Genomic DNA, 11547 nt, shown 5'->3' with positions numbered 1-11547 from the left:
GAGGGTCGGGGCGGCTAACCGGAGAAGGCGTCGGGTGAGATGCCGACCTCGCGGGCGGCGGCCATGTGGGCGTGCTCGAGCAGCCTGCCCCTCGACAGCACCGAGGGGTGCAGGGTGTACCTGATGATCAGCCCGTCGAGCATCGCGTCGATGCGCTCGGCGGCGCCCGCCGGGTCCTCGCAGGTGAAGTCGCCTTCCGCGACCCCCGCCGAGATCACCTGCTCGAGCGCGCGCAGCCAGGTCGTCTCCAGCTCCAGGACGATCTGGCGGACCGCGCTCTCGCGCAGCGCGGCGTTCCATGCGTCGATCCAGAGCAGCCAGCTCTGGTCGGAGCGCGATTGCGGGATGTAGAAGCGCAGCACCCTGTCGAGACGTTCGGCGGCGCTGCCCTCGCCGGTGACGAGCTGGTCGAGCCTGGCGCTCTCGATGTCGAGCGTGGCCCGCAGCATGGCGGTGATCAGCTCGTCCTTGGTGGCGAAGTGGTAGTGGATGAGCCCACCGCTGACGTTGACCGCCTTGGCGATGTCGGCGACCCGGGTGTTGGCCAGGCCGCGTTCGAGCACGACCCTGCGCGTGGCCTCCAGCAGCTCGGCCCTGCGCTGGTCAGCCTGGTCCGCCCTGCTGCCTCGGGCACTGTCCGCACGTCGCACCGGCCAAGAGTAGCCGATACGGACATACGTCCAGCGCCCGAGGCGGCGGAGGTCAGGGGGCGCAGTGGTACAGGCCGTCCTGGCCGTCCACCGCCGCGCAGGTGGCCCGCACCCAGTCGGTGACCTCGCTGTCGCCCCTGCCGGGACCGCCGCGCGCGTCGTCCGCCATGACGTACTTGAGGCGGCCGGAGGCGACGAGCTCCTTGAGCCCCTGGACGGTCAGCGCGGGGTCCCTGCCGGTGAAGCCGCCCATCGCGATGACCGGCTCGCCGGTCTCCAGGATGATCGGGGCGGCCTGCCTGGCGCTGCCGACGGCGACCAGCCAGGTGACCGTCCCCTGGTTCTGCTCCAGGTAGGTGATCAGCGCGCTGCTGACGCCGCCCCCCGGACCGCTCCTCGTCTGTCCCGCCTGACCGGGTGGCGCCTCCATCGCGCGCGTCCCGCCGTCCGCGCCGGGGCCGCCACGCATCGCGCCGAAGCCCGCACCGAAGCCCGAGCCCGACGAGGGGCCCGCCGTCGGGTTGGTGCCGTTGATCGGCGATCGCAGGGGGGTCACCGCGTACGCGGCGCCCGCCGCCAGCACCGCGAACAGCGCGACGACCACCGAGACCGCGGCCGCCCTCGCGCCGGCCGCTCCCCCTGCCCCGGCCGCCGCTTTCGCGGCCCTCCCGCGTGCGAGACGCGCTCCTACCAGCCCGGCCACCGCGGCCACGCCCGCGGCCGCCACCGCCCACGCCAGCCACGGGACGAACTCGGGCGTACGGCGCAGCACCACGAACGACCACGACCCCGTCGCCGCGACCGCGAGGGGCAGGACCCACCACCAGGGAGAGCGCCGGTAGGCCCGCCACATCAGCACCGCACCCATCCCCGTCACGGCCGCCACGGCCGGAGCCATGGCGGTGGAGTAGTACGGGTGGAAGGTGCCGCTGGAGAAGCTGAACACCACGTGGTGCACGGCCAGCCATCCGCCCCACACCAGCCAGGCGGCCCTGCTCGCCCTCAGCCCTCCGCAATCTCCGAGGGCGCTGACGGCCGAGCGGTCCTCGCCGGCCACCGCCCGCGCGCCGAGGGTGCGCCAGGTCGCCGCCGCCAGCAGCAGCGCCAGGGCGCAGAACGGCAGCAGCCACGAGATCTGTCCCGCCATCGTGTCGTTGAACAGCCTGCCCGCGCCCGACTCTCCGCCGAAGGAGGCGCCGCCGCCCCTGCCGCTGCCCCCGAAGCCCCTTCCGAAGATCCGGCCCAGCCCGTTGTAGCCGATGACCAGGTCCCACACCGAGTTGTCGGTGGAGCCGCCGACGTAGGGGCGCGACGAGGTGGGCCACAGGTCGACGATCACCATCCACCAGGCGCTGGAGGCCACCAGCACGGCCCCTGCGCTCAGAAGGTGCCCCAGCCTGCGCGGGAACGGCGCCGCCGCGCACGTGACGTAGGCCAGGGCGAGGGCGGGCACCACGAGGTAGGCCTGCAGCATCTTGGTGTTGAAGCCCAGCCCGACCAGCAGCGCGCACAGCAGCAGCGCCCGCGGCCGGCCCCGCCTGATCGCCTCCAGCGCGAACCAGGCCGCCGCCACCAGGAGCAGGACGAGGATCGTGTCGGGGTTGTTGTCGCGGTTGATCGCCACCGTGGTCGGCGTCAGCGTCATCACCACCGCCGCGAGCAACGCCGCCGCGTGCGCGGCGCCCGGCCTTTCGGGGGGAAGGCTCCGCCGTACGGCCGAGTGGACCAGGGCCACCGTGACCACGCCCGCCACCGCCTGTGGCAGCAGCATGCTCCACGTGCCGAAGCCGAAGATCCGCGCGGACAGCCCCATGACCCACAGCGCGAAAGGCGGTTTGTCCACGGTGATGAACGAGCCGGAGTCCAGGGCGCCGAAGAAGAAGGCCTTCCAGCTCTTCGTGCCCGACAGGATCGCCGCCGAGTAGTACTCGTTGGCCATGCCGCTCAGCGCCCACGCGTAGAGCGCGAAGGCGAGGCCGAGCACGCCCCACAGGGCGGGTCTGGCCCAGCGGGGCTCCCGCTCGGGCCCGAGGACGACGCGGGCCATGCGGCCCCTTCCCTGTACGGCCCCGTGCGAGGCAGGCAGTGTGGTGACGGTCATCGGGAGCTCCTCCTGTCGGGGTTGAAGACCCACACCCGCAGCAGCAGGAAGCGGACCAGGGTGGCCAGCCCGTTGGCGACGATCACCGCCGCCAGCTCGACCCAGTGCGGCGCGCCCGAGGGGAGCAGGGCCAGGCCTCCGGTGGTCAGCGCGAGGCCCACCAGGAAGGCGATCAGGCCCTCGACCTGGTGGCGGATCGCGCCCGCGCTCCCCTTCACGCCGAAGGTGAAGCGCCTGTTGGCGGCGGTGTTGGCCACGGCCGTCACGAACAGCGCCACCGCGTTGGCGGCGTAGGCGGGGGCCACGAGTCTGAGCAGCGAGTAGAGCAGCAGGTAGGACAGCGTGCTGACGATGCCGATGACCACGAAGCTGGGCAGCTGCCGCGCCATGCCCTTGGGCAGCCGCGCCTGCTGGACGCGCGCGGGCACGGGCAGGTTGGCCGCGCCCGACAGCGCCTTGCGGGCCACCCTGGCCATGCCCCTGAGGTCGTCGGCGGCCGTCCTGACGATGTCGACCCTGCTGTCCGGGTCGTCCACCCAGTCGACGGGCACCTCGTGGATGCGCAGGCCGTGCCGCTCGGCCAGGAGCAGCAGCTCGGTGTCGAAGAACCACTCCTGGTCCTCGACAGCGGGCAGCAGCGCCTGGGCGATCTCGGTGCGGGCGGCCTTGAATCCGCACTGCGCGTCGGAGAACCCCGCCCCCATCACGCCGCGCAGCAGCAGGTTGTAGGTGCGCGAGAGGAACTCCCTCTTCGGCCCCCGCACCACGTTGGCCGTCCTGACCAGGCGGGTGCCGATGGCCAGGTCGCTGTGGCCAGACAGCAGCGGCGCCACCAGCGGGAGGAAGGCGTCGAGGTCGGTGGACAGGTCGACGTCCATGTAGCTGACCACGTCGGCCTCGCTGGCCGCCCACACCTGCCGCAGCGCCCGTCCCCGCCCCTTCTCCTCCAGGCGGACGGCGTTCACCTCCGGGTGGCACGCGGCCAGCTTTTGAGCGATCTGCCAGGTGTTGTCGGAGCTGGCGTTGTCGGCGATCGTGATGCGGAAACCGTAGGGAAAGGACCCTGCGAGGTAGCCGTGCAGCCGCTCGATGCTCGCCCGCAGCGCCCGCTGTTCGTTGTGGACGGGAACGACCACCTCGACCAGGCGCGTCTTGACTGCTGTCTTCATGGTTCCAAGGTCTCGGGTGCGACTTGGACCTGACTGAGCCAGCGATTAAGACTGACTGAGAACCGGCGAACCGGGCAGCCGTATCCAGGCCACGGCGCCGCCACCTGCGGCGTTGTCCAGCCGTACCTGTCCCCCCGCCTCCTTGACGGCCTGCGCCACGATCGCCAGCCCCAGCCCCGAACCCGGCAGGCTGCGGGCGGACGGCGAGCGCCAGAACCGCTCGAAGACGTGCGGCAGCTCCTCGGCGGGGATGCCTGGCCCGTGGTCGCGGACCGTCAGCTCGCCCTCGTGCAGCGCCACCTCGACCTTGCCGCCCGGGCTGAACTTGGCGGCGTTGTCGAGCAGGTTGACGACGGCGCGTTCGAGCGAGGAGGGGTTGCCCTCGACGTACCAGGGTGCGAGGTCGGTGGTGACGTCCGCGCCGCGCAGCCTGGCGCGCGCGACGGCGGCGCTGACGACGTCGTGGAAGGCCAGCTCGACGTGCGGCTCGTGGTCGCCCTCGCCGCGCGAGAGCTGGAGCAGGTCGCCGACGAGCGTGGACAACTCCTCGAACTGGGCCTTGACGTTGACGAGCAGGCGCTCCTTGGCCTTGGGCTCGATGGCCCTGCCGGTGTGCTCGCTGCGCAGCAGTAGGTCGATGTTGGTGCGCAGGCTGGTCAGAGGGGTGCGCAGCTCGTGTCCCGCGTCGGCGACGAGCTGCTGCTGGCGGTCGCGGGAGCCGGCCAGGGCGGCGGTCATCGCGTTGAAGGAGCGGCTGAGGCGGGCGATCTCGTCGGTGCCCTCGACGGGGATCGTCGTGTTGAGATCCTCGGTCTGGGCGATGTGCTCGACGGCCTTGGTGAGCCTGCCGACGGGCCGCAGAGCGGTCCGCGAGACGAGCAGCCCTGCCGAGGCCGCCCCGAGCACCCCGATCGCCGCCACCACGGCCAGGATCAGGGCGAGGTTCCGCAGCGTGCTCTGCATCTGGTAGGTGTAGCGGCCCTCCAGGATCACTATGCCGCTCGGCTCGCCCGGCGCGCGGTCAGGGGGCCGCTCGAAGCTCACCATCACGCGCACCGGCTTGCCGTCGGTCGTGGTGCCGAAGCGGAAACCCGGCCTCCCGTGGTTGCCGAACACGAGCCTGTCCTGGGGTTTGACCTTGATCGGCGGGCCGAGCGAGCAGGTCGTGCCGTCCTCGAACAGGACCGTGGCGATGCCCGAGAAGGGGTCGGAGGTCCCCGCCTCCTCGCAGTTGTCGACGAGCCAGCGCTTGTTCGAAGGGCTCTCGGGCTCGGCCAGCGCGTGGTCCAGCTGGGCGTTGAGCTCCCATTTGACGATGAACCAGCACAGTCCCGCCGAGGCCGCGATCGCCAACGCCACCGCCACCGTGACCAGCAGTGTCAGCCGCGACCTCAGGGTGCGTCGTCTCACGCGGCGGCTCTCAGCACGTACCCCACCCCGCGCACGGTGTGGATCAGCCGGGGCTCACCCTCGGCCTCCAGCTTGCGCCGCAGATACATCACGTAGACGTCCAGCGAGTTGGAGGAGGGCTCGAAGTCGAACCCCCACACCTCCTCGAGGATCTGCTCCCTCGTCAGCACCTGGCGCGGATGGGTGAGCAGCAGCTCCAGCAGCAGGTACTCGGTCCTGGTCAGGTCGAGCCGCCGCGCGCCCCTGGTCACCTCGCGGGTGGCGGGCTCCATCCGCAGGTCGCCGAAGGCCAGCGCGCCGCTGTCGGAGCCGCCGCCGCCGAGCGAGCTGCGCCGCAGCAGGGCCCGGACCCTGGCCAGCAGCTCGTCCAGCTCGAAGGGCTTGACGAGATAGTCGTCGGCGCCCGCGTCGAGCCCCGAGACCCGGTCGCCGACGGCGTCGCGGGCGGTGAGCATGAGGACGGGCACGTGGTTGCCGCCCGCGCGCAGCCTGCGGCAGGCGGTCAGGCCGTCCAGCCTGGGCATCATGACGTCGAGGAGCACGGCGTCGTAGCCCTCGCGCGCCAGCTCCTCCAGCGCGGCCTGGCCGTCGGAGACGGTGGCGACCCGGTAGCCCTCGAACTCGAGGCTCGACTGCAGCGCCTCCCTCAGCGCGGGCTCGTCGTCGACCACCAGCAGGCGTGCGCCATCACTCATGGTCACCAACGGTAGACCGGCTTCATGAGAACGTCATGAAGGTCCGGTCAGAAGTGCCATCGCGGCGTTGTGTCCCGGGATGCCGCTGACGCCTCCTCCGCGCCGCGCTCCCGCGCCGCACAGCAGGATCCGCGGGTGCTCGGTCTCGACGCCCCACCGGCCCGCCTCGCCGTGGGGCCAGCTGAGGTCCTGGTGGAAGATGTGCCCGCCAGGCAGGCCCGCCTCCCGTTCCAGGTCGAAGGGGGTCTTGGCCTCGATGCACGGGGTGCCGTCGGGCGCGAGGAGCAGGCAGTCCTCCAGGGGCTCGGCCAGGACGGAGTTGATCGACCGCAGCGTCGCCGCCACCGCTTCATCGCGATATTTCGGGAAAAGTCGGGCGGGCATGTGGAGGCCGAAGAGGGTCATCGTCTCGGCCTTCAGCCCGGGGCCCAGGATCGACGGATCGGTCAGCGAATGGCAGTAGACCTCGGCGGGCGGCACGTCGGGCACCTCGCCGGCGGCCGCCTGCTCGTAGGCGCGGGCCAGCTGGTCGCGTCCCTCGTTGATGTGGAAGGTGCCGCTGAAGGCCTCGCGCGGGTCCACGCTCGCGTCCTTCAGCCTGGGCAACCTGCTCAGCACCATGTTGACCTTGAGCTGCGCCCCCTCGGGGACCGCCGGCTCCCGTCCCATCAGGCGGTCCAGTACGGCGGGCGGCAGGTTGACCAGGACGTGCGAGCCGTTCACCGCGTGCTCGCCCCCGGCGTCGCGGAAGGTCACCTCGCCCGAGGGGTCGATGCCCACGATCTCGGCGCCGGTCCTGATCTCGGCCCCCGCCTCCCTGGCCGCCGACTCCAGCGCCTGCGTGACCGCGCCCATCCCGCCGACGGGCACGTTCCAGTCGCCGGTGCCGTCGCCGATCACGTGATAGAGGAAGCACCTGTTGGCCAGCAGATCCTCCGAGGGGTCGGCGAAGGTGCCGATCAGCGCGTCGGTCAGCACCACCCCTCGCACGGTGTCGTCGGCGAACCTCTCGTCGACCGTCTGCCCGATCGGCCTCTCGAACAGGTCGCGCCACGCCACCTCGTCCTCGACCAGCTCGCGCAGCTCCCATGCGGGGCGCAGCGGTTCGAGCAGCGTCGGCGCGACGCGCTCGGCCAAGCGCGCGGTCATGCCGTAGAACTCCCGCCAGGCCCGGTAGTCGGACTCGCCGCCGGTGACCTTGGCGAAGGACGCCCTGGTGCGCTCCTCGTCGGCGTTGTCGACCAGCAGGCCGCCGTTCCCCACGGGGGTGTAGGAGGCGTAGCGGCGGCCGCGCAGCTGGAGGCGCAGCCTCAGGTCCTTGACGACCTTCGTGGGCAGCAGGCTGACGAGGTAGGAGTAGCGCGAAAGGCGGGCGTCCACGCCGGGGAAGGCCCTGGTGGAGATGGCCAGGCCACCAACGTGGTCCTGCCGCTCGAGCACGAGCACCCTGCGCCCCGCCCTCGCCAGGTAGGCGGCTGCGACCAGGCCGTTGTGTCCTGCGCCTGCGATCACGACATCGTACGACATACGTCCTATTTGTCCTGGATGGCCGGCGAATCGTCAAGGCCGGGAGGCGATCGCCAGCAGCGTCGCGGCCGGCCCCGTCAGCGTCCTGCCGCGCCGCCAGACCGCGCGCAGGCTGCGCACCAGGTTGAGGCCGGCCAGCGGCACCTCGACCAGCCGTCCTGTGGCCAGCTCCGCCTCCACCGCGTGCCCGCTCAGCACCGCGGGCGCCGAGCCTGCCTGCGCCGCGCCCTTCACCGCGGAGTTCGACCCCAGCTCCAGCCGGGGGCTGGCCACGTGCTGCCCCGCGAAGGCCAGGTCGAGCGTCTCCCTGGTGCCCGACCCCGGCTCGCGCACCACCAGCGGGGTGGCCGCCAGCTCCGCCACTCTCAGCACCGTACGGCGGCGCGCCCACGGATGCGCGGGAGCGACCACGACCACCAGCCTGTCGGTGGCCACCACCCTGCTGGCCAGGCCGTCGGGAACCGTCGGCCCCTCCACGAACCCCAGCTCGACCTTCTCGCCCAGCACCCTGGCCGCCACGTCGGTGGAGTTCATGACGTCGAGCCCGACCTGGATGTCGGGCTCGCGTGCCTGCAGCTCGCCCAGCCAGCGCGGCACCAGGTACTCCGCCACCGTCATGCTGGCCGCGACGTGCAGCTGTGCGGCCTCGCCCTGCCGTACGGCCTCGACGCCGCGCATCAGCTCGCGGGCGGCGGCCAGCACGTGGGCCGCCCAGCCCGCGACCATCCTGCCCTCCGCGGTGAGCGCGGAGCCGCGCGGCGTGCGCTCGAGCAGCGGCACGCCGAGGCGGCGTTCGAGGCGGGCGATGCGCTTGCTGGCCGAGGGCTGCGCGATGCCCGCGGCCCTGGCTGCCTGGCCGAGGCTGCCCAGCTCGCCCACGTCGACCAGGAGCTGCAGGGACTCCAGGTCGGGCAGTTCACTCATAGCCTCAGGCTATGACCTCCCAGGCAAGATCGGTCTACTGGCCGTCTCCACGAGGCCGAACACTGGGACCATGACCCTCACCGCCGGCGCTCCCCCCGCCGCAGGACGGCTCCTGCCTGGTCTCGCCCTCACCGCCGCCGCGGTGGCCGTCGCCCTGGTGGTCAACACGCTGGTGCCCATGCTCAGCCCCGCGGTCGTCGCCGTGGCGCTGGGCGCCGCCCTCGCCAACACCGCTGGGATCGGCGCTTCGGTCGCGCCCGGCGTCAGGTTCGTCTCCCGTACGGTGCTGCGGACCGCGATCGTCCTGCTGGGCCTGCAGATCGCGCTGCCCGACGTGCTGGCGCTCGGCTGGCAGCCCATCGCCGTCATCGCGCTGGCCACGGGGCTGACCTTCACGATCACCCCGCTGATCGGCCGGCGCCTCGGCCTGTCCCCCGGCACCTCGCTGCTGGTCGCCACGGGCGTGTCCATCTGCGGCGCGGCGGCCGTGGCGGGGATGCACGAGGCCACGGGCGGCGAGGGCGGCGTCAGCGACGACGACGACGCGGCCGGCGCGCTGAGCGTGGTGGTGCTGTACGGCACGGCGCTGATCGTGCTGCTGCCCCTCACCGCGTCGTGGCTGGGCCTGTCGGCGCGGCAGCTCGGTGTGTGGACGGGCGCCTCGGTGCACGAGGTCGCCCAGGTGGCGGCGATCGGGGCGGCCACGGGCGGCGCCGTCCTCGCGGTCGCGGTCACGGTGAAGCTGGCAAGGGTGGTGCTGCTGGCCCCGATCGTCGCGCTGACCACGCTGCGCACGGGCCTGTCCCGCCGGCGCTCGACCCCGCTGGTGCCGCTCTTCGTGCTCGGGTTCCTGCTCATGGTGGCCGTACGGAGCACGGGCCTGGTGCCGCACGCCGTCACCGACGTGGCGCCCAGGATCAGCGGCCTGCTGCTCGCCGCCGCGCTGTTCGGCCTGGGCACCGGCATCGACGCCCGCAAACTCCTCAGGGGCGGCAGGGCGCTGCTGCTCGGCGCGATCTCCACGGCGCTGATCGGCGCGATCTCCCTCGCCCTCGTGACACTGTTCGTCTGACCTTGGGTAACCTGCTCCTTTTGGAACAATCCCCGGCCATTGCCCCGTTCCAGAAGAGACCAGCGCCGGCACGTCCAAGGAGCTCGAACCACCTCATGCCCAGCACCACTGACCCCGCCCTCCGCCCGTCCGCCGAGGTCGCCGAGGCGCTCGCCTCGGGCGCTCCCGTCGTGGCCCTCGAGTCCACGATCATCTCTCACGGGCTGCCGCAGCCGCGGAACCTGGAGGTCGCCAGGGAGCTGGAGGAGATCGTCCGTAAGGCGGGCGCGGTTCCCGCCACCATCGCCGTGCTGGACGGTGTGGCCAGGATCGGCCTGGACGAGGTCGAGCTGGTGCGCATCGCGACCGAGCCCGGCCTTCGCAAGCTGGGCCAGCGCGACCTGCCCGTCGCCGCCGCCCTCGAGGCCAGCGGCGCCACCACCGTCTCGGCGACCTCGTTCCTCGCCGCCCGCGCGGGCATCCGCGTCTTCGCCACCGGCGGCCTCGGCGGCGTGCACCGGGGCTGGACCGAGGAGCAGGACGAGTCCGCCGACCTCGACACGCTGGCCCGCACCCGCATCACCGTCGTCTGCGCGGGCGTGAAGTCGATCCTCGACGTGCCCGCCACGCTGCAGCGCCTGGAGACCCGCGGCGTCACCATCGCGGGCCTGCGCACCGACACCTTCCCCGGCTTCTACCTGCACAGCTCCGGAGAGCCGATCGACTGGCGGATCGAGTCGCCCGAGCAGGCCGCCGCCATCATGCGCGGCCAGGACGCCCTGGGCGGCCCGGAGACCGCGCTGATCATCGCCAATCCGGTACCCGTCGCCGAGCAGCTCGACCCCGCCCTGCACGACCGCGTGCTGGCCGAGGCGCTGGCCGCCGCCGAGCGCGAGGGCGTCACGGGGCAGGCCATCACCCCGTTCCTGCTGTCGTACCTCGTGCGCGGCACCGACGGCGCCTCCCTCGAGGCCAACCTGGCCGCCGTCCGCGGCAACGTCCGCGTCGCCAGCGACATCGCGGTCGCGTGGTCCGGGAGATGAGCGCAGGGCTCCTGGTGATCGGCGACGTCGTCACGGACGTCGTCGCCCTCCACGGCGCGCCCGTGAGCACCGGCACCGACACCGCGGCCGACATCGTGCTGCGTCCGGGCGGCTCGGGGGCGAACACCGCCTCGTGGGCCGCCCATCTGGGCGCCGACGTCCGTCTGCTCACCAGGGTCGGCTTCGACACCGGCGAGTGGCACACCGCCGAGCTGACCAAGGCGGGCGTGCGACCGCACGCCCGCGTCGACCCCGACCATCCGACCGCCGTGGTCATCGCGATGGTCGACGTCACCGGCGAGCGCTCCATGCTCACCAACAGGGGCGCCGGCGGCCGCATCTCCGCCGACGACTGGTCGCCCGACCTGCTGGACGGCGTGCGCCACCTCCATCTGTCCGGCTACACGCTGTTCGCCGAGCCCGGTCTCGAGCTGGCCAGGCTGGCGATGGCCGCCGCCTCGTCGCTCGGCCTGACGATCAGCGTGGACCCGGCCTCGACCGGCTTCCTGCGCGACTTCGGCGTCGAACGCTTCCTGACCGAGACCGCGCCCGCCCGCCTGATCATTCCCAACAGGGACGAGGCGCTCCTGCTGACCGGCGCCGCCACCCCGCAGGCCGCCGCCTCGGCCCTCAGCCTCAGGTACGGCACGGCGGTGGTGAAGCTCGGCGCGGAGGGCGCGATCCTCGCCACGGAGGGACGCGTAACCGCCGCCACCGCGGGCAGAGAGCGCGACGTGATCGACTCCACCGGCGCAGGCGACGCCTTCGCGGCGGGTTTTCTCACCGCGAGGCTCAGGGGCGGCTCTGACCTGGCATCTCTCGAGGCGGGGTGCTCGGCGGGAGCCGACGCGGTGGCCATCGTGGGGGGACGCCCACGGTACGGTTTGGGTTCCAATCGTCTTTACCCTATTCACACCGATTGATAGCTTGCGGCGTAGGCTGCACCATTAGCCACACGCGTCACAACTTTTGGGGAG

10 protein-coding genes are annotated in these 11547 nt (G+C 72.4%); 3 read left to right on the top strand and 7 right to left on the bottom strand.

From position 1 onward, the window contains the following. Positions 1-14 precede the first annotated feature (14 nt). The 7 genes from ABFX50_RS03455 to ABFX50_RS03425 are packed head-to-tail and all read right to left on the bottom strand — an operon-like array spanning position 15 to position 8476. A complete protein-coding gene (locus ABFX50_RS03455) occupies positions 15-650 on the bottom strand; it encodes a TetR/AcrR family transcriptional regulator (protein ID WP_183645801.1) in 636 nt (211 codons plus the stop codon). A 52-nt stretch (positions 651-702) separates the two neighbouring features. Next, positions 703-2751: a glycosyltransferase family 39 protein gene (locus ABFX50_RS03450; protein WP_346143114.1), complete on the bottom strand. Its 2049-nt coding sequence runs from the start codon at positions 2749-2751 to the stop codon at positions 703-705. Then, positions 2748-3920, bottom strand: a complete 1173-nt coding sequence (locus ABFX50_RS03445; RefSeq protein WP_346143113.1) for a bifunctional glycosyltransferase family 2/GtrA family protein — start codon at positions 3918-3920, stop codon at positions 2748-2750. Before ABFX50_RS03445 ends, ABFX50_RS03450 begins: the two co-directional genes overlap by 4 nt. 45 nt (positions 3921-3965) lie before the next feature. Then, positions 3966-5330 (bottom strand): sensor histidine kinase, encoded by a 1365-nt coding sequence (locus ABFX50_RS03440; protein ID WP_346143111.1) that lies wholly within the window; start codon positions 5328-5330, stop codon positions 3966-3968. Next, positions 5327-6025 (bottom strand): response regulator transcription factor, encoded by a 699-nt coding sequence (locus ABFX50_RS03435; protein WP_183645805.1) that lies wholly within the window; start codon positions 6023-6025, stop codon positions 5327-5329. The genes ABFX50_RS03440 and ABFX50_RS03435 overlap by 4 nt, the downstream gene beginning before the upstream one ends. A gap of 33 nt (positions 6026-6058) precedes the next feature. Then, positions 6059-7552, bottom strand: coding sequence for a phytoene desaturase family protein (locus ABFX50_RS03430; RefSeq protein ID WP_346143108.1), 1494 nt, complete (start codon positions 7550-7552; stop codon positions 6059-6061). A 33-nt stretch (positions 7553-7585) separates the two neighbouring features. Next, a complete protein-coding gene (locus ABFX50_RS03425; RefSeq protein WP_346118498.1) occupies positions 7586-8476 on the bottom strand; it encodes a LysR family transcriptional regulator in 891 nt (296 codons plus the stop codon). A 70-nt stretch (positions 8477-8546) separates the two neighbouring features. On the opposite strand from ABFX50_RS03425, the gene ABFX50_RS03420 reads away from it, so the two are divergent. The 3 genes from ABFX50_RS03420 (at position 8547) to ABFX50_RS03410 (ending at position 11493) form a co-directional block, all read left to right on the top strand. Continuing rightward, positions 8547-9548: a YeiH family protein gene (locus ABFX50_RS03420; protein ID WP_346143106.1), complete on the top strand. Its 1002-nt coding sequence runs from the start codon at positions 8547-8549 to the stop codon at positions 9546-9548. Between the two features lie 95 nt (positions 9549-9643). Further along, positions 9644-10570 (top strand): pseudouridine-5'-phosphate glycosidase, encoded by a 927-nt coding sequence (locus ABFX50_RS03415; protein ID WP_183645809.1) that lies wholly within the window; start codon positions 9644-9646, stop codon positions 10568-10570. After that, positions 10567-11493, top strand: a complete 927-nt coding sequence (locus ABFX50_RS03410; protein ID WP_346143103.1) for a carbohydrate kinase family protein — start codon at positions 10567-10569, stop codon at positions 11491-11493. The genes ABFX50_RS03415 and ABFX50_RS03410 overlap by 4 nt, the downstream gene beginning before the upstream one ends. Positions 11494-11547: the final 54 nt, after the last annotated feature.

Source organism: Nonomuraea recticatena (assembly GCF_039533245.1).
GTDB lineage: Bacteria > Actinomycetota > Actinomycetes > Streptosporangiales > Streptosporangiaceae > Nonomuraea > Nonomuraea roseola.
The sequence above is the reverse complement of the archived record's forward strand: the minus strand, read 5'-3'. Positions and strand labels throughout refer to the sequence as shown.

Excerpts from the sequence above, each read along its gene's own strand:
- ABFX50_RS03415 (WP_183645809.1), top strand. The coding sequence starts at position 9,644 with ATGCCCAGCACCACTGACCCCGCCCTCCGCCCGTCCGCCGAGGTCGCC.
- ABFX50_RS03410 (WP_346143103.1), top strand. The coding sequence starts at position 10,567 with ATGAGCGCAGGGCTCCTGGTGATCGGCGACGTCGTCACGGACGTCGTC.
- ABFX50_RS03420 (WP_346143106.1), top strand. The coding sequence starts at position 8,547 with ATGACCCTCACCGCCGGCGCTCCCCCCGCCGCAGGACGGCTCCTGCCT.
- ABFX50_RS03430 (WP_346143108.1), bottom strand. The coding sequence starts at position 7,552 with ATGTCGTACGATGTCGTGATCGCAGGCGCAGGACACAACGGCCTGGTC.
- ABFX50_RS03450 (WP_346143114.1), bottom strand. The coding sequence starts at position 2,751 with ATGACCGTCACCACACTGCCTGCCTCGCACGGGGCCGTACAGGGAAGG.
- ABFX50_RS03425 (WP_346118498.1), bottom strand. The coding sequence starts at position 8,476 with ATGAGTGAACTGCCCGACCTGGAGTCCCTGCAGCTCCTGGTCGACGTG.
- ABFX50_RS03445 (WP_346143113.1), bottom strand. The coding sequence starts at position 3,920 with ATGAAGACAGCAGTCAAGACGCGCCTGGTCGAGGTGGTCGTTCCCGTC.
- ABFX50_RS03435 (WP_183645805.1), bottom strand. The coding sequence starts at position 6,025 with ATGAGTGATGGCGCACGCCTGCTGGTGGTCGACGACGAGCCCGCGCTG.